We start from the raw sequence: 17,078 nt of genomic DNA, 5'->3' as shown, positions 1-17,078 counted from the left end.
TCGTTGGTGATGACGTAATTACTCGTCTTCATCCACCATGGTCATCAGCGAAGTATTACCACCGGACGCCGTCGTATCAATACTGATGGTTTTCTCGGTCATCAGACGCTGAATCAACTTATCGTTATATTCGGCGGTGATGACCGGCAAAATAGCGCCCTGGCGTTCAGCTAGCATCGCTGTAATGTGGGCAGTACGCTCGGTATTACTGTCGACGACCACACCAGCCAATTGCTCATCCATTAACAGTGCATCAAGGTGGCTTAGTCTGGCTACCTGGAATACGCCGTCGGGTGCGCCCACAGCCTTAAACTTCTCTTTCACTGCCAGCGCCTCTTCATAGAACAGATCAGAGACAACAGATACCACACAGTTACCGGTGGCCAGTGCCGACACGATAGATAACATCCAGTATTCGAACGCCACTTCCTTATCGGCAAAACACACCAGTACGCCGCGAGGCTCAAGGTAGAGTTTATTCGACTCGCCAGTTGGGCCGGGCAGTACCGTGGGCTTCGCGAGCTTTTTATCAATGCTGATTAACTGCGAACGGGCCGAAGCCAGTGTGCGGTTAAGGTCGTCGGCCAACTCTTCAACAATATCTACCGTGGCCAGTTTGGCCAGCAGCTGACGTACTTTGGAAATCCGCTCATGTAGCGGCAGATAGCGCCACGACTCTTCCGTCTCGGTTGCCTTACGCATAATGGCAGCCGCCTCTTCGTGCTGGGTATCGCCGCCCGACAGCGCATCATCGATACTTTCAGGCTCTTCCAGAATAGTAGGCTTCGGCGTGGCTTTTTCCATCATCAGACGCGACAGGTAGCTTGGGCCACCCGCTTTAGGTCCGGTGCCAGACAATCCTCGACCACCAAAAGGCTGAACGCCCACAATGGCGCCGATCATATTGCGGTTAATGTACACATTACCGACCCGGGAGCGTGCTGCCAGTTCATAAGCCCGTTCTTCAATACGAGAATGAATACCCATGGTCAGGCCATAACCGGTATCGTTAATTTGCTTAAGCACTTTATCCAGCTCTTTGCCTTTAAAGCGCACCACGTGCACAACCGGACCAAACACTTCACGTTTGAGAACGCTAAGATCACTGATTTCGTAAAGGGTTGGCGGGAAGAAAGTCCCCTCTTTAGTGTTTTCAGGCAGCTCCGACTGATATAGCAATTTGCCGTTTTCTTTCATGTATTCGGCATGTTCCTGCAACGAAGACAGGGCTTTCTGATCAATCACCGGGCCCACATCGGTGCTCAACCACGACGGATCGTCGATGGTCAACTCTTTCACCGCACCGGTAAGCATTTTGATCAGGTTATCGGCAATGTCTTCCTGTACGAATAACACTCTCAATGCGGAACAACGCTGACCGGCACTCTGAAAGCCAGAATGAATAACATCATCAACCACCTGCTCAGGCAAAGCGGTTGAATCGACAATCATGCAGTTCTGGCCACCGGTTTCGGCGATCAACGGTACCTGTTCGCCACCACGCTGTGCCAGTGTTTTTGAAATCAGCGTACCGGTTTGGGTGGAGCCAGTAAAAATAACGGCCTTGATACGCTCATCCGGTAGCAACACGTTGCCTACATCCGGGCCTTTGGCAATAACCAGTTGCAGAGCGTTATCCGGCAAACCCACCGAGTGCATCATCTGCACTGCACGCAGGGCAACCATACTGGTCTGCTCAGCAGGTTTGGCCACCACGGTGTTACCGGTAGCCAGGGCAGCAACGACCTGACCCAGGAAAATCGCCAGCGGGAAGTTCCACGGGCTGATACAAAGCACCACCCCGCGTGGAACCAGTCGTTCATCCTGGCTAAGTTCCACGGCTCTGGCAGCGTAATAGCGACAGAAGTCCACGGCTTCGCGCACTTCGTCGATAGAATCCTGGGTTACCTTACCCGCCTCGCGAATACAAATAGCAATCAGCTCGTCCATATGCCGCTCAAGGGAGTCAGCCACCTGATTCAGCAGCATTGCCCGTTCACTGGCAGAGCGTTCCGACCACTCCGGAAAGCCGCTTTCGGCGTTATCTAGGGCCTGTTTGATTGCCGCTTCATCGGCATAATGGTGATAACCAACAATGTCATTAAGGTTGGCCGGATTCTTCACCGGCACCGCGCCTTCCGGCACATCCTCTGCCTGCACAACGTACTGACGTGCATACCGTCCTAAGTTGTACTTAAGGGTATTGACGGTATTGAGATCGGTTAGATCCATGCCTTTGGAATTAACCCGCTCCGGAGCAAACAACTCTGAGGCTTTGTTAATTTGCTTATTGTAGCGATAGGTCAGGCGCTGGGTCAGTTCAACGGGATCCTCCAACAGGGCCTCGACCGGCTTGCTGTCATCGACAATGGCGTTAACAAACGAAGAGTTGGCGCCATTTTCCAGCAAACGGCGCACCAGATAGGCCAGCAGATCTTCATGAATACCCACCGGCGCATACACACGGCACTGAATTTGTTCTTCGGTAACTACCTGGTCGTACAACGTATCACCCATACCATGCAGACACTGGAACTCAAATCCCTGCTTGTCATCGCCGGCCAGTTCTACGATAACCGAGGCGGTATAGGCGTTATGTGTGGCAAACTGCGGATAAATCGTATCCCGGTACGCCAGCAACTGGTTAGCACAGGCATGATACGACACGTCGGTAGACGATTTACGGGTAAATACCGGAAACGCATCCACACCAGCCGTTTGGGTGAGCTTGATTTCGGTATCCCAGTACGCCCCTTTCACCAGGCGAACCATCATCTTACGGCCTACATCCAGGGTCAGCTCTCGCAGCCACTCAATGACATGGATGGCACGTTTTTGATAGGCCTGTACGGCCAGACCAAACCCTTCCCAGCCGTCCAGCTCTGGATCGCGGAACACTTTTTCGATGATATCCAGTGAAGTTTCTAGCCGGTCAGCTTCTTCAGCATCCACCGTGAGGCCAATGTCGTATTCCTTGGCCATCATGCACAGTGATTTAAGCCTTTCCGGTAGTTCTTCCATCACCCGCTCGTAATGTGAAAACTCATAGCGCGGATGAATTGCCGACAGTTTGACGGAGATACCGGGCGATTTACGCGGCCCTTTCCCGGCGGCGGCTTTACCAATAACCTTAATGGCTTTTACATAGGCATCATAATAACGGTCGGCGTCGGCAAAGGTGCGGGCACCTTCACCAAGCATATCGTAGGAGTACACGTACCCTTTCTTTTCTTTCTCCTGAGCTCGTTCCACCGCATCTTCGATACTTTCGCCCATGACAAACTGACGGCCCATTACGCGCATCGCGATATTCATGGCACGGCGGATCACCGGCTCACCAAGACGACCCAGCGTCTTTTTCAGCAGACCGAATTGTTCGCTCTTACGTTTGTCGGCATAGTTGACCATATTGCCGGTAAACAATAAGCCCCAGGATGAAGCGTTAACGAACAAAGATTCGCTGTTGCCCAGGTGCGGGGTCCATTGGCCTTTGGATAATTTGTCGCGGATCAGTTCGTCCTGCGTGTCTTTATCCGGCACCCGCAATAACGCTTCGGCCAGACACATTAATACCACGCCTTCCGAGGTAGACAGAGAATATTCATTCAGCAGAGCGTCAACGCCGCCATGACCCTCCTGCTCGCGCCGAATTTTAAGCACCATGCGTCGGGCACGCTCCCATGCCCGGCTGCGGGCGCGGGGATTGACTTCGGCAATCGGCAGGATCTGATCGACCGCGTCAGTTTCAGGGATGCGATAATAATCGCGGATCAGTTGTCGGATCGGGCTGGTAGTCGTAAACGTGCTTTTAGTTAACATTGAACCCCTTGTGTACTTTCTGTCGTATAAAATTTAAGATAATCACCGTTTTTTAACGCGGAAGTTTGAATACAGATCACTGTTTTATTTGTAGAAGCGTCTATTGATGCCTTTTTAAAAACGGTTATCTATTCTAACCAAGACGACTGCGCGGGGGTATTCCCCCATACCTGCCCGCGACGAGAAAGCCGGTGAACTAACGTAAGATTTTGTTGCCACATTAACCGGCCAGTTTTTGTGCGTCAAGCCAGAGCCGGAGCGCTGCGTCACTAAGCGATATCTAACAGCCCGACGGAAATGGCGTATATTACAGTAAAGGAGCAAGTTATGCAGAGTCGAGCCGCTAAGTTTACCGTCTGGATAGCAGGGATAATTCTCACCCCAGTCATTCTTTACTGGCTGTTTGCCGACATGCTGATTAAATCAGTGTTGCAGGCTCAGCTAACCCAGGCTCATGGCGCAGAGGTGAATATCGGCGGTTTTGAGCACCGGTTGTTCCCCCTCGAAGTCGAAATGACTGAAATTGGCTTTACCGACCCGGCTCAGCCTCAAAATAACCAGTTGGTGATTGGGCGTCTGGCAGGCGATGTAGAACTGATGCCCCTATTGTCTGACCAACTCATCATGAATCAGGTGGATTTACTGGATGTTGCGTTTAATCAGCCGCGTCCGGTGCCGGGCAAAGTGCTGCGACAACCCGAAGGACAAAGTTTCGATGAACTCCTGACCGAAGCGAAGGAAGCTTTGCCAACGGTGGATGAATTGCTGGACCGCTCGCCACTAAAAACCACCGCTGCAATAGAAAAAGCCAAAGCAACCTACAATACCTATGCCACTGAACTGAAAACTGATTATCAGGCGTTACCCGACAAATCTCGCCTTGAGTTCTACAAAGCGGAAATTCAGAAACTTCGCGACACGGACTTTAAAAATCCAGCCGAGGTAATAAAAGCCAAAGCCGCTTTTGATGAATTAAAGCAACAAATCCGCACCGATAAAGAAAAAATAACCGCATTCAGAGAAAAAGCCAGTGAAGCCAAAACCGCTATGAGCGGTACTTTAGAAACATTAAAAACCGCACCAAAGCAGGATTATGAACTCCTCAAAGGCGTTTATGCCGGCGATCAGGCGGCCCTGTCACAACTCACTGAGGCGGTGTTCGGCGATAAAGCTGCCCAGTATAACCGCTATTTATTCAGCGCTTTTGATTTACTTGTCCCCCTACTCAAAGGCGGCGAAACGCCGGTGGCGGAAGAACAGTCTGGTCCGCCACTGGACGTGTTAGTCAGGCAGGCCAATATATCCGTCAACTGGCAGGATACACTGCTTACCGGTGACTGGAAAAATATCACCAACAAGCACTCGGTATTTGGTAATCCGACCACCTTCATGCTAAATGCAGCCGCCGGAGGCGCCCAAAAGTTTGCCACTAAAGGGCAGTTTTTTATGGACGCCAATGGGCTGGATGCGTCACAGACATGGCATATTGCCGGACTACTACTAGACAGCGTCTCTCTGAGTAAAAATCCGCGCCTTGATGCTTCCATTAAACAGGCATTACTGGCAGCCAGTGGCTCGCTGCAAATCACCGATAATGCACTTGATGGTTCGGGCACCGTTGATCTGACAAAGCTGACCATGGCAGCTACAGGCAGCGATAACCTGACCAACGCCATTGCCAGCCTGCTCGATAGCCTGCAACAACTTGACATGACCATGAACATTGGCGGAACCCTGAGTGCACCGAACTTTGGCTTTTCATCCGACCTCGACCGCCAGTTGGCCAACGCAGCGTTATCTAGTCTGAACGCCTCACAGCAGGATAAGCTCGACGAACTGAACAGCAAATTGCAGGGTATGGTAGGCAGTCAGGATGATAACCTGGCTAGCGAACTGGGCAATATCTCGACCTGGATGAGCGCTACTCAGCGCGATGAAGCCGCGTTGCAGGAGTTGCTGCAGGCCACATTCAAAAACGCGGTGGAAAAACAGAAAGACAAGCTGCTGAACAAACTGTTCGATAAACTGGATGGACGTTAAGCATCCGGCGCGGCATAATAACTTCGACTTATTCGAACAGGTGTTCATTGTGTGGCGAGATCGGGCAATCCTTTTTATTCTGTTGGCGCTGTTAGGCGCGCTGCAGTATCGCCTATGGCTGGGGAAAAACAGTATTCCTGACTATCTGACCAAACAACAAGAAGTGCAAAAGCAGCATCAGCAAAATGCTAACCTGGTGCAGCGTAACGCCCTGTTAAAGGCGGACATCAGCGACCTTACTATCGGCCTTGAGGCGGTAGAAGAAAGAGCAAGAAACGAGCTTGGCCTGATCAAACGGGGTGAAACCTTTTACCGCATATTGCCCACCGAACAAGACTAAGTGGTACAGGTAAACTTGGTTTCTTTAATCTACTTTGACAATGGCCATCAAAAACAACAACAAAGAGAAACAGACCTTTGAGCTTAGCTAATACACCTATTGTTGCCGTGGTTCCCGCGGCAGGTATTGGTTCACGTATGCAGGCCGACCGCCCCAAGCAATACCTCACCATTGGCTCGCAAACGATTCTGGAGCACACTTTATTAAAACTGGCGGCCCACCCCGCTATCTCAAGGGTGGTAGTTGCCCTTAGTCCCGACGATAGATATTTTTGCCAGTTGCCCCTACAGAATGCAACATGGCTGACTATTGTCGACGGGGGAGAGAGTCGCGCAGAGTCGGTCAACAATGCACTGACAGCGTTAGCCGATAACGAGTGGGCGCTGGTGCATGACGCCGCGCGCCCGTGCGTTAGCAGTCGCGACATAAGCCGCTTAATTGAACGCACTGGCTCGGCGAATTTCGGTGGCGGCATCCTTGCCACGCCAGTTCGTGACACCATGAAACGAGCCAACGCAGATAATGCCAACCCGGTGGTGCTCAAAACAGAAGAGCGGGATAACCTCTGGCATGCACTAACCCCTCAGTTATTCAGAGCCGATAGGTTACGTGAAGCGCTGGCGACAGCACTACAGGCAGGTGCTGTCGTTACCGATGAAGCTTCGGCCATGGAGTTTGCCGGCCACAGGGTGGAGTTGATCGACAGCGATCCGGCCAATATTAAGATTACACGCCCGGCAGATTTGCCGCTGGCGCAATTTTATTTACAACAAAGCAGGTAAGTGACACATATGCGGATCGGACACGGTTACGACGTTCACAAATTCGGCGGTGAAGGCCCAATTACTATTGGTGGTGTTTCCATTGACTATGAACAGGGTCTGCTGGCCCACTCAGATGGCGACGTACTTATTCATGCACTCTGCGACGCACTGCTAGGCGCGGCCGCACTGGGCGATATCGGTAAGCACTTTCCGGATACCGACAGCGCCTATGCCGGTGCCGATAGCCGCGAACTATTACGCGATGTAGTCGCCCGGCTACACAACCTCGGTTATAAGCTCGTGAATGCTGATATGACCGTTGTTGCCCAAGCGCCCAAAATGGCGCCTCATATTGCCACCATGCAGCAATTACTGGCTGAGGACTGCGCAGTCGACACCGATCAGATCAATGTAAAGGCCACGACCACCGAAAAGCTCGGTTTTGCCGGCCGCAAAGAGGGCATTGCGGCGCACGCAGTTGTGCTGATTACCAAGTGAATACCATGCAATTAAACACTGAACACTGGCAGTATCTCAATGATAAACCCGTCGCCAGCGGACTGCTGAAACAACAGGTCGAAGACTTTAAAGTGACCGAAGAACTCGGCTATACGCTGTCCGGCGAGGGTGAGCATATTTATGTCGAGCTTGAAAAAGTGCGGCTCAATACCGCCTATGTGGCTGAGCAACTAGCCAGTTTCTGCGGCTTGCCGCTTCGTCAGGTGACCTATGCCGGTCGCAAAGACAAATATGCCGTCACCCGTCAGTGGTTTGGTATACATGTACCGGGCAAAACAACATTTAACTGGCACGACTTTACCCTTGAAGGCGCACGAATTCTTCAGGTGCAGCGTCACAATAAAAAATTGCGAACCGGGCAATTAAAAGGCAATACCTTTGAAATTACCCTGCGGAACGTGACCGCCCCTGAAGCAGTAATAAACCGGCTCCAGCTGGCCGCCCAACAAGGCGTACCCAATTATTATGGCAGCCAGCGCTTTGGTATCCAGCGCATTAATGAGAGTGGCGAAGTAAATCGCGGCGGGAATCTCATGATGGCAGAGCGTATGCTTAATGGAGAGGTCATTAAAAATCGCAATAAACGGTCTATGGCATTATCAGCGTTACGCAGTTGGCTGTTTAATGAAATGTTGTCTGCCCGCATTGCCGAGGGCTGCCTGCAGGCCATTTTACCTGGCGATGTGATCAACCTGACCGGTTCAAACAGCATTTTTATTGCCGATGAAGAGATTGAAGTCCTTCGTGAGCGATTAAACCGGCAGGACCTGTCAACCACTGTTCCGCTGTGGGGTAAAGGTGATATCGGCTCAGCCGGTGAAGCCAGAACGGCAGAACTGGAGACAGCTGCCAGTTATCCGGAAGTGACCACATTTTTAGCTGACCAGAAGCTTAGCATGGAGCGTCGCGCTGCGATTATTTGGCCCCAACGGCTTGAATGCAATCAGCAAGGTGATACATTAAACATTCGGTTTTTCCTGCCCTCAGGCTGTTTTGCTACCACGGTTTTAAGAGAGTGTCTGCTTACCACCGAATTAGCCTGATGGAACACATTCCCTGTAGATTCAACCGGTATACGTTAACAGCTTATGAAAATACTACTCAGTAATGACGACAGCGTTTTTGCCAAAGGCATTGCCACCATGCATGCAGCGCTGGCAAAACAGCATGATGTAACGGTCATTGCCCCCGACCGCAACTGTAGCGGTGCGAGTAATGCCTTGTCATTACATCAGCCATTGCGCATTCAGAAAATGGACAGTGGCTTTTTCGCCGTCAACGGCACACCTTCAGACTGCGTCCATCTGGGCGTTAACAGTTTTTTGGAAGAGGATCCTGAACTGGTAGTCTCGGGCATTAATCACGGTGCTAACCTGGGTGACGATGTTATTTACTCCGGCACTGTAGCCGCGGCCACCGAAGGCCGTTACATGGGTCTACCGGCCATTGCAGTGTCACTGTGTAACTACGACGGTGGTCATTTTGAGACTGCAGCCCGGGTAGTAGTAGAAGTGATTGAAAAACTAACCACTCACCCGCTACCTGCTAATCAGATCCTGAATATTAACGTGCCGGATCTACCCTATGAAGAATTAGCAGGTGTGAAAGTTACCCGCCAGGGGCGACGCCACCGGGCGGAATCCATGGTAAAAGCTAAAGATGCTTTTGGACGGCCAATATACTGGTACGGTCCGGCCGGCGCAGAACAGGATGCCGGACCGGGAACGGATTTTCATGCTATCGCTAACGGCTATTGTTCTGTAACACCTTTAAGTGTTGATATGACAGCCCGCGACAGTATCGCGGAAATGGAAAAATGGCTTGAAATGTAGGCCCGACAAGAAAAATAACCCGTAATAAGAATTAATGACACATGAGAACAACAAGAAAAGGCGATGCACTGGCGCAACTGTTGTGCGACGAAGGGATTTCGAATCAAAAGGTGCTCAATGCAGTGGCCAGCGTTCCCCGCGAACGCTTTTTACCGGATGCATTGCAGCATAAGGCCTATCAGAATACGGCTTTACCCATTGGTCAGGGACAAACCATATCGCAACCTTATATTGTTGCCAAAATGAGTGAGCTGCTACTGGCAGCCCCTAATCCGGCTAGCTCTGTACTGGAAATCGGTACCGGTTCAGGCTACCAGACTGCCATTCTGGCGCTGCTGTTTCCCCAGGTATTCTCGGTTGAGCGTATTAAAGCACTGCAATTTCAGGCTAAACGGCGTATGAATCAACTGGATTTACACAACATAAAAATGAAGCATGGTGACGGCTGGCAAGGCTGGAGCAGTAAAGCCCCCTACGACTGTATTATTGTCACTGCTGCCGCCAGCAGCGTACCCGACGCTCTCACCGGTCAGCTCAATGAAGGCGGCCGGCTAGTGATCCCGGTGGGCGATGATCAACAACAATTGTTGTGCATCGATAAAATTGAGGGCGAGCTACACAGCACTACTGTGGAAGCCGTGCGTTTTGTTCCCCTGGTGGCCGGGGACCTCCTTTGAAACTATTCCAACCTTGTTACGACCTGGCCTTACGCTGGTCTAAACACCCGGCTGCCAGTCGTTACCTCGCGTTGCTGAGCTTTGCCGAATCGGTGATTTTTCCTATACCTCCAGATGTGATGTTGGCTCCCATGTCACTCTCACAGCCTTCGCGAGCCTGGCACTTTGCTATGATCACAACCCTGGCTTCGATCATTGGCGGTATAGCTGGCTATCTGTTGGGATTTTTCGCCTTCGACACATTGTTACAGCCATTTATCGAGTCATCAGGTTATACGCACAAACTGGAAACCGCTATTGGCTGGTTCGAAACCTATGGCGTATGGGTTGTCTTCCTGGCCGGTTTCTCTCCTATCCCCTATAAAGTATTCACCATCAGCGCCGGTTTCTTACAGATGGCTTTTCTGCCCTTTTTAATTGCATCAGCTATTGGCCGGGGTGCGAGATTCTTTTTAGTAGCAACACTCATGAAATGGGGCGGCGCGAAAATGGAAGAGCAATTGCGTAAATACGTGGAGGTTCTGGGGTGGGCAGTGGTTGGACTAGCGGTTGTCACCTACCTGATGCTACGATGAATAGGCATCGCGCTAACCTAATACGTAAACTGAGTGGTATTGTTGCCAGCATCGCATTAGTGAGCTGTGCAGGTCCCGAACGACCGGCTCCAGTGGTGGTACTCAATAGTCAGCACTATCCTGAAACCGAGGAAAAGCTCACTCATTATACGGTAAAAGCCGGGGACACGCTGTATGCGATTGCCTGGTATACAGGGAATGATTACCGGGACATTGCGAAATGGAATTCGTTGCCTGAACCCTACAATATTTATCCCGGTCAAACACTGAATTTACAGCAATCAAGGAGGGTGTCAAAAAAATCACGCACTGTCAACAATGTGACTGGTCAAACCAGAAAGCAAAACCCAAAAATGCCTATTGACCAAAAAGATAGCCAGGCGTATTGTGATTGTGAATCAGATGTTAACAACACAAAAGGAGTTGTGAGTAAACCAAAGAAAAACGGTTTTCCACAACGTGTAGAAAGATGGGTGTGGCCTGCAGAAGGCCGGATCAAATTATCAAACAGTAACGGTCAGATCACCCAAACAGGGGTCGACATTTACTCTAATCAGGGCAGCGAGATTGTTGCTGCTGCATCAGGGAAAGTTGTATACGCTGGTAACGCGCTGCGCGGATACGGGAACCTTATAATAATAAAACATACCGAATCGTTTTTAAGTGCTTATGCGCACAATGACCGAATACTGGTCAGTGAGCGGGACTGGGTTAAGGCCGGTCAGGAAATTGCCAAAATGGGGGATACCGGTACAACATCCGTGAAACTCCATTTTGAAATACGCTATCGGGGAAAAACAGTTGAACCGATGAAATATCTACCAAACAAACAATAACAATAAATAATAATAATAATTAAGAAATCAGGAGAACGTCGTAAGGTAAAACAACGCAGGAGATACAGTTGTGGGTCAACAAAATATCGCTGTCATCGACGCAACACCCCAAGACGAAGTAAACAACATCGACGTTAATGAAAAGATCAAAGACGACGAGTTGTTAGATGTAGAAAATGAAAAAACCAAGACCGAAGCCTGGATTAACCAGGAGGAGGTCTCTAAAACGCTGGATGCAACGCAATTGTACCTGAGCGAAATTGGTTATTCTCCCCTGCTCACTGCAGAAGAGGAAGTCCATTTTGCGCGCAGAGCACTGAAAGGCTGCGATGCATCCCGCAAACGAATGATCGTTAGCAACCTAAGGTTGGTAGTGAAGATTGCCCGACGTTACAATAACAGAGGCCTGGCTTTGCTGGATCTTATTGAAGAGGGTAATCTGGGATTGATTCGGGCAGTCGAAAAATTTGATCCGGAACGTGGGTTCAGATTTTCAACTTATGCCACATGGTGGATTCGTCAAACCATAGAACGCGCCATTATGAACCAGACCCGAACCATTCGGTTACCAATTCATGTGGTGAAAGAATTAAACGTTTATCTGCGTGCGGCGCGTGAGCTGGCTCAGGAGCTTGACCACGAACCAACGGCAGAAGACATTGCTTTGCACCTCGATAAACCTATTGATGAAGTCAGCAAGATGCTGCGTCTTAACGAACGCATCAGCTCCGTTGATACCCCCATCGGTGGCGAAAACGATAAAGCACTGCTCGATATTCTGGCGGACGATAACGAGTCAAGTCCGGAGGACGAGCTACAAGATAGCAATATTAAACAGAATATTGTGTCTTGGTTGCAGGAACTCAATGCCAAGCAACGTGAAGTTCTGGCAAGACGGTTTGGCCTGATGGGTTACGAACCATCCACTCTGGAAGATGTCGGCGCAGAGATTGGCCTGACTCGTGAAAGGGTGCGGCAGATACAGGTAGAAGGCTTGCGTCGTCTGAAAGACATGCTTAGCAGTCAGGGCCTGGATTTAGAAAGCGTCTTTAGCCGTCTGAGCTAATCAGACATACAAACGCCCCTTAGATAGGGGCGTTTTTGTGTTTATTGTCTGTCCAGAGTGACAAAGCGATAAGGGTGCGGGTTTTTCTTGTCTGGCTCAAATGTCTGCTCATCAACGAGTAACCAGTCACCACCGGCCTGATAGTCCGGAAAATGGGTATCGCCGTCAGTATCTAAATCTATCAGTGTGAGATACAGGCGGTCGGCTTCAGGAAGCAGACTGCTATAAATTTTGCCGCCTCCAATAATCATCACTTCTTCGGGCGCATCTTGTTGGGCCTGAGTGAGTGCGTCTTCAATAGCATTAACCACCACAGCGTCTGCCAGTTGATATTTGGTATCAGTAGTGATCACGATATTCAACCGGCCTGGTAAGGCTCTGCCAATAGACTCATAGGTCTTTCTCCCCATAATGACAGGCTTGCCAAGCGTTGTGCGTTTAAAGTGGGCCAAATCCGCAGGCATATGCCAGGGCATCTGGTTATCTTTACCAATCACCCGATTGTTCGCCATTGCGGCAATCATCGCTATTTTCATATTTATTGCCACCTTACTGCTAATGCCTGACTATTTACGGTAAATCACTTCGACGTCGTAATCATCGTCGTCATCATCCCAGTCGTCATCGTCGTCATCCGCTTCAGGTTCCGGAGTGTAAGTATCCCACTTGAACTCAACTTCGCGTTTATCCTGCTCTTCTTGTAGTTCATCCGGCAGATTCTCAATAAAACTCATAATCTCGTGACACAGCGGCTCAAGGCCGATGCGCTGGAAGGCAGAGATGTAGAATACCGGACCGTCCCATTCGAGCTTGTCGACGATTTGCTGGCACAATTCCTCGGCTTCTTCCTCGAGTAACAGGTCGATTTTATTAAATACCAACCAGCGTGGTTTACCAGCCAGCTTGGGGCTGTACTTTTCCAGTTCGTTTATAATGGTAATGGCATTTTCGGCCGGATCAGACTGATCCGCCGGCATAAGATCAACCAGGTGCAGCAGGACCCGACAACGCTCTAGATGTTTGAGGAATCTAATACCAAGACCCGCGCCCTCTGAAGCACCTTCTATCAAACCGGGAATATCGGCAATGACAAAGCTGCGTTGTGCATCCTGTCTGACGACGCCTAAATTAGGCACCAGCGTGGTAAAGGGGTAATCCGCTACTTTTGGTTTGGCTGCTGAAACTGAACGTATGAAGGTGGATTTGCCGGCATTCGGTAAGCCCAGCAGGCCAACATCAGCCAACAGCATTAGCTCCAGTTTAAGGTTACGAATTTCGCCTGGGGTACCGTTAGTTTTTTGCCGTGGCGCACGATTGGTACTGCTTTTAAAGCGTGCATTGCCAAGGCCGTGAAAGCCGCCCTGGGCCACTTTCAAACGCTGGCCATGACGGGTTAAATCACCGAGAACTTCCTGAGTATCAACATCTGTTGCACGGGTACCAACAGGTACCAGCACCGTGAGGTCTTCACCGGCTTTGCCGGTACAGTTGCCGCCCATACCATTCTGGCCACGTTCCGCGCGATGGAAACGCTCAAAACGGTAATCGATAAGCGTGTTCAGGTTCTCATCTGCTTGTAAGTACACACTACCGCCGTCGCCACCATCACCACCGTCCGGGCCGCCTTTGGGGACATATTTTTCGCGACGAAATCCAATGGTACCGTTGCCGCCATCACCTGCTTCAACTCGAATTTCAGCTTCATCTACAAATTTCATGTTTACCCCGGACCGAACCCTAAACTTTTAAGTGTAACTCACTTTCACGAAGTGCGCTGCCAACATGGCCTGCATTCCCACTCCGCTAAGTATAACCTGACTATGTTACCTGCAACAAAAAACCCCGCGAGCGCGGGGTTTTTTAAATCAGTAAACGATTGCGCTTTATTCAGCAACAATGCTCACAAACTTACGGTTGTTAGGTCCTTTAACTTCGAACTTCACTTTACCGTCAGCTAATGCGAACAGGGTGTGGTCTTTACCGATACCCATGTTGTTGCCAGCGTGAAAACGAGTGCCGCGCTGTCTAACAATGATGTTACCGGCCAGCACAGACTCACCACCAAAACGTTTAACACCTAAACGTTTACTTTCTGAGTCGCGACCGTTTTTGGTACTACCACCAGCTTTTTTGTGTGCCATGTGTCTATGCTCCTATTATGCGTTAATACCAGTGATTTTCACTTCAGTAAACCACTGACGGTGACCCGCTTGCTTACGCGAGTGCTTACGACGACGGAACTTAACGATTTTTACTTTATCGCCACGACCGTGTGTAACAACTTCAGCAGTCACTTTACCACCGGCAACATATGGTGTGCCGATTTTTACGTCGTCACCATTGCTAACCATTAATACGTTATCAAACTCTACGCTGTCGCCTGGAGCGACTTCGATCTTCTCGAGACGAACGGTTTGACCTTCGGCCACACGGTGTTGTTTACCACCACTTTGGAAAACCGCGTACATAACTTTCTCCGCTCTGCGCCTAATTTTATTGCGCTTTCAATTCTAAAACAGGGCGCGAATTGTACGTGAATCGATTTTCGATCACAACCCCCATAATGCGAAAAAAGTTTATTTTTCGAACGAAGTTATCAATCCCCGGACAGAGGGACTATTTTAGCAGGTTTAGCGGTTAGCCAAAACGCTTGTTTTTATTTATATTTATCAATGATTTCAGGCTCCTGCGAATATTAACACTGCTCATAGCCTGGATGGTGTTTGTCGCAAACACCGGGGGATCAGGATCCTGAGATCGCAGGATCCGGGGTCGTTTGTCCCGGTAACGCTGTTAATTATAGCGAAATTAATCTAATTCACTGGATAGACGGTAATATTTATGTACAATCTGCTGCCAGTCAGCTTACACGTACCGGACACTACGAGACGCTATGAATATTGATCAAATAAAAGCATTGGCCGAATCCGACATGCAGGCAGTTAATCAACTGATCCAGCAACAGGTAGATTCGGATGTTGCCCTGATCAATCAACTTGGCTTTTATATTGTCAACAGTGGCGGCAAACGTCTTCGCCCGCTGTTAACTGTACTGGCGGCCAGAGCACTGCAAATTGAGTCTGCTCAGCATCATACGCTGGCAGCCATCATCGAATTTATCCATACCGCAACGCTGCTCCACGACGATGTGGTAGATGAGTCAACTATGCGCCGTGGCCGCGAAACGGCGAATGCGCTGTTTGGTAACCAGGCCAGCGTTCTGGTGGGTGACTTCCTGTATACCCGCAGTTTTCAGATGATGGTTGAGTTGCAAAGCATGCGGGTAATGGAAATTTTATCTGACTCAACCAACCGCATTGCCCAGGGCGAAGTGCAGCAATTAATGAACTGCAACGACCCAGATACGACCGAAGCCAGCTATTTCGACGTAATTTACGGAAAAACTGCCCGGCTTTTTGAAGCGGCTACCCAGTTAGCAGCGGTAATAACCGGACAGTCGACAGAAATTGAACAGGCCATGCAGGCTTATGGTCGCCACTTAGGCACAGCGTTTCAGCTGGCCGATGATATCCTTGATTACGAGTCAGACAGCGACGCCATGGGTAAAAATGCAGGTGACGATCTGGCCGAAGGAAAACCGACTTTGCCACTGCTTTATGCCATGTGGCATGCTGGTAGCGAAGATGCCGCGTTAATCCGTGAAGCCATCGAAAAGGCCAATGGGTTACCGCATTTACAACGTATCGTCACAGTGATGAATGACACGGGCGCTCTCAACTACACCCGTCAGAAGGCCCTTGAAGAGGCGGACATGGCCATATCAGCAATTAACGTATTGCCCGAAAATGACTACAAGCAGGCGCTGATAGCGCTGGCTCATATTGCGGTAGACCGCAGTAACTAAAGGCTAAATCCAAGCATCCCTATCATAAAACCCAGGATCCCGCCCAATGGCGGTGCCCAACTGTTTTCCATCCGCACCTGCGGCGCGATATCCTGCAGTACTGAATATAAAATGCCGCCTGCGGCGAATAACATAATGGCAGAAACAATTACCGTATACTGTGCCAGCAAATAATAGCCTATCAATGCCATGACGGGTCCAAGCAACGCCATGAATAAAAACATCACCAGGATCCGACGGGCGCTATAGTGTCCGGCCGCTTTAAGCTCCCGGTAGGCATTAAACCCTTCTGGAAAGTTCTGCACTGCAACCAACAAGCCCAGTAAAACACTGCCTCCGCCTAATGCGGCGGTAGTGCCAAGGGCGATAGATTCAGGAATAAAATCAGATAACATAGACGCTAGCTGGCTGGCAGGTAAATCATTGCGGGCCAGCCAGATATCCAGCCCCATAAAAGCAAAAGCACCAAGTAAAAAGCTAACACAGGACGCCGTGGTACCGAGGTCTTTCATGCCTTCGGGCACCAGTACCAGCGCCACAGCCGACAACAGAGCCCCCGCCCCCATCGCCAGAATGCTGTGACGCAGCTCTTCATCCAGCCAGGCCGGGAACACGCCTTCAACCTTGGCCAATAAGCCACCGGCGGGCATAGCTAACCCCGCCACCAGTGCAACGATCACTACATATACTACCGACGGGTCTGTCACGCGCTTGCCTCTGTAAAATGTACGTCCAACGTGTTATT

At 50.1% G+C, this 17,078-nt stretch carries 17 protein-coding genes; 11 read left to right on the top strand and 6 right to left on the bottom strand.

Annotation, left to right across the window (positions count from 1 at the left end; translation table 11 throughout):
• Positions 1-18: 18 nt before the first annotated feature.
• Complete coding sequence (putA, locus tag AC2T0J_RS10985) at positions 19-3,819, bottom strand: bifunctional proline dehydrogenase/L-glutamate gamma-semialdehyde dehydrogenase PutA (RefSeq protein WP_489810164.1); 3,801 nt, start codon at positions 3,817-3,819, stop codon at positions 19-21.
• Between the two features lie 327 nt (positions 3,820-4,146).
• Between putA and AC2T0J_RS10980 the strand changes: the two genes are divergently transcribed.
• The 10 genes from AC2T0J_RS10980 (at position 4,147) to rpoS (ending at position 12,468) form a co-directional block, all read left to right on the top strand.
• The gene (locus AC2T0J_RS10980; protein WP_489810163.1) at positions 4,147-5,859 is read left to right on the top strand and encodes a TIGR03545 family protein; all 1,713 of its coding nucleotides are present in this window, start codon (positions 4,147-4,149) and stop codon (positions 5,857-5,859) included.
• A complete protein-coding gene (ftsB, locus tag AC2T0J_RS10975; RefSeq protein ID WP_489810162.1) occupies positions 5,849-6,199 on the top strand; it encodes a cell division protein FtsB in 351 nt (116 codons plus the stop codon). Before AC2T0J_RS10980 ends, ftsB begins: the two co-directional genes overlap by 11 nt.
• 137 nt (positions 6,200-6,336) lie before the next feature.
• Positions 6,337-6,981, top strand: a complete 645-nt coding sequence (gene ispD, locus AC2T0J_RS10970) for a 2-C-methyl-D-erythritol 4-phosphate cytidylyltransferase (protein WP_489810319.1) — start codon at positions 6,337-6,339, stop codon at positions 6,979-6,981.
• A 9-nt stretch (positions 6,982-6,990) separates the two neighbouring features.
• Positions 6,991-7,461: a 2-C-methyl-D-erythritol 2,4-cyclodiphosphate synthase gene (ispF, locus tag AC2T0J_RS10965; RefSeq protein WP_489810161.1), complete on the top strand. Its 471-nt coding sequence runs from the start codon at positions 6,991-6,993 to the stop codon at positions 7,459-7,461.
• Positions 7,462-7,466: 5 nt separating this feature from the next.
• On the top strand, positions 7,467-8,525 hold the full coding sequence (gene truD, locus AC2T0J_RS10960) for a tRNA pseudouridine(13) synthase TruD (RefSeq protein ID WP_489810160.1): 1,059 nt from the start codon (positions 7,467-7,469) through the stop codon (positions 8,523-8,525).
• A 45-nt stretch (positions 8,526-8,570) separates the two neighbouring features.
• Positions 8,571-9,314, top strand: coding sequence for a 5'/3'-nucleotidase SurE (gene surE, locus AC2T0J_RS10955; protein WP_489810159.1), 744 nt, complete (start codon positions 8,571-8,573; stop codon positions 9,312-9,314).
• A 41-nt stretch (positions 9,315-9,355) separates the two neighbouring features.
• The gene (locus AC2T0J_RS10950; protein ID WP_489810158.1) at positions 9,356-9,991 is read left to right on the top strand and encodes a protein-L-isoaspartate(D-aspartate) O-methyltransferase; all 636 of its coding nucleotides are present in this window, start codon (positions 9,356-9,358) and stop codon (positions 9,989-9,991) included.
• A complete protein-coding gene (locus AC2T0J_RS10945; protein WP_489810157.1) occupies positions 9,988-10,566 on the top strand; it encodes a YqaA family protein in 579 nt (192 codons plus the stop codon). The genes AC2T0J_RS10950 and AC2T0J_RS10945 overlap by 4 nt, the downstream gene beginning before the upstream one ends.
• A 92-nt stretch (positions 10,567-10,658) precedes the next feature.
• Positions 10,659-11,402 (top strand): peptidoglycan DD-metalloendopeptidase family protein, encoded by a 744-nt coding sequence (locus AC2T0J_RS10940; RefSeq protein WP_489810156.1) that lies wholly within the window; start codon positions 10,659-10,661, stop codon positions 11,400-11,402.
• Positions 11,403-11,562: 160 nt separating this feature from the next.
• Positions 11,563-12,468: an RNA polymerase sigma factor RpoS gene (gene rpoS / locus AC2T0J_RS10935; RefSeq protein WP_489810318.1), complete on the top strand. Its 906-nt coding sequence runs from the start codon at positions 11,563-11,565 to the stop codon at positions 12,466-12,468.
• A 41-nt stretch (positions 12,469-12,509) separates the two neighbouring features.
• On the opposite strand, the gene folA is transcribed toward rpoS, so the two are convergent.
• The 4 genes from folA to rplU all read right to left on the bottom strand — a co-directional run bounded on the left by folA (position 12,510) and on the right by rplU (position 14,936).
• Positions 12,510-13,004 (bottom strand): type 3 dihydrofolate reductase, encoded by a 495-nt coding sequence (gene folA, locus AC2T0J_RS10930; RefSeq protein WP_489810155.1) that lies wholly within the window; start codon positions 13,002-13,004, stop codon positions 12,510-12,512.
• 30 nt (positions 13,005-13,034) lie between these two features.
• Positions 13,035-14,186, bottom strand: a complete 1,152-nt coding sequence (cgtA, locus tag AC2T0J_RS10925; protein WP_489810154.1) for an Obg family GTPase CgtA — start codon at positions 14,184-14,186, stop codon at positions 13,035-13,037.
• Between the two features lie 165 nt (positions 14,187-14,351).
• On the bottom strand, positions 14,352-14,609 hold the full coding sequence (gene rpmA / locus AC2T0J_RS10920; protein WP_105935713.1) for a 50S ribosomal protein L27: 258 nt from the start codon (positions 14,607-14,609) through the stop codon (positions 14,352-14,354).
• Between the two features lie 15 nt (positions 14,610-14,624).
• Positions 14,625-14,936: a 50S ribosomal protein L21 gene (gene rplU / locus AC2T0J_RS10915; RefSeq protein WP_105935712.1), complete on the bottom strand. Its 312-nt coding sequence runs from the start codon at positions 14,934-14,936 to the stop codon at positions 14,625-14,627.
• 425 nt (positions 14,937-15,361) lie between these two features.
• Here rplU and ispB point away from each other — a divergent pair, with 425 nt between their 5' ends.
• On the top strand, positions 15,362-16,333 hold the full coding sequence (ispB, locus tag AC2T0J_RS10910; protein ID WP_489810153.1) for an octaprenyl diphosphate synthase: 972 nt from the start codon (positions 15,362-15,364) through the stop codon (positions 16,331-16,333).
• Here ispB and AC2T0J_RS10905 read toward each other — a convergent pair.
• Positions 16,330-17,040 (bottom strand): ZIP family metal transporter, encoded by a 711-nt coding sequence (locus AC2T0J_RS10905; protein ID WP_489810152.1) that lies wholly within the window; start codon positions 17,038-17,040, stop codon positions 16,330-16,332. The genes ispB and AC2T0J_RS10905 overlap by 4 nt on opposite strands.
• Positions 17,041-17,078: the final 38 nt, after the last annotated feature.

The organism is Alteromonas sp. ISO5 (assembly GCF_058105165.1).
Note: the sequence above shows the minus strand (reverse complement) of the source record. Positions and strands in the feature narration are given on the sequence as shown.

Coding starts and splice junctions, on each gene's coding strand:
- ispF (WP_489810161.1), top strand. CDS start 6,991: ATGCGGATCGGACACGGTTACGACGTTCACAAATTCGGCGGTGAAGGC.
- rpmA (WP_105935713.1), bottom strand. CDS start 14,609: ATGGCACACAAAAAAGCTGGTGGTAGTACCAAAAACGGTCGCGACTCA.
- ispD (WP_489810319.1), top strand. CDS start 6,337: ATGCAGGCCGACCGCCCCAAGCAATACCTCACCATTGGCTCGCAAACG.
- ftsB (WP_489810162.1), top strand. CDS start 5,849: ATGGACGTTAAGCATCCGGCGCGGCATAATAACTTCGACTTATTCGAA.
- AC2T0J_RS10950 (WP_489810158.1), top strand. CDS start 9,356: ATGAGAACAACAAGAAAAGGCGATGCACTGGCGCAACTGTTGTGCGAC.
- truD (WP_489810160.1), top strand. CDS start 7,467: ATGCAATTAAACACTGAACACTGGCAGTATCTCAATGATAAACCCGTC.
- rplU (WP_105935712.1), bottom strand. CDS start 14,936: ATGTACGCGGTTTTCCAAAGTGGTGGTAAACAACACCGTGTGGCCGAA.
- surE (WP_489810159.1), top strand. CDS start 8,571: ATGAAAATACTACTCAGTAATGACGACAGCGTTTTTGCCAAAGGCATT.
- folA (WP_489810155.1), bottom strand. CDS start 13,004: ATGAAAATAGCGATGATTGCCGCAATGGCGAACAATCGGGTGATTGGT.
- ispB (WP_489810153.1), top strand. CDS start 15,362: ATGAATATTGATCAAATAAAAGCATTGGCCGAATCCGACATGCAGGCA.
- putA (WP_489810164.1), bottom strand. CDS start 3,819: ATGTTAACTAAAAGCACGTTTACGACTACCAGCCCGATCCGACAACTG.
- AC2T0J_RS10980 (WP_489810163.1), top strand. CDS start 4,147: ATGCAGAGTCGAGCCGCTAAGTTTACCGTCTGGATAGCAGGGATAATT.
- cgtA (WP_489810154.1), bottom strand. CDS start 14,186: ATGAAATTTGTAGATGAAGCTGAAATTCGAGTTGAAGCAGGTGATGGC.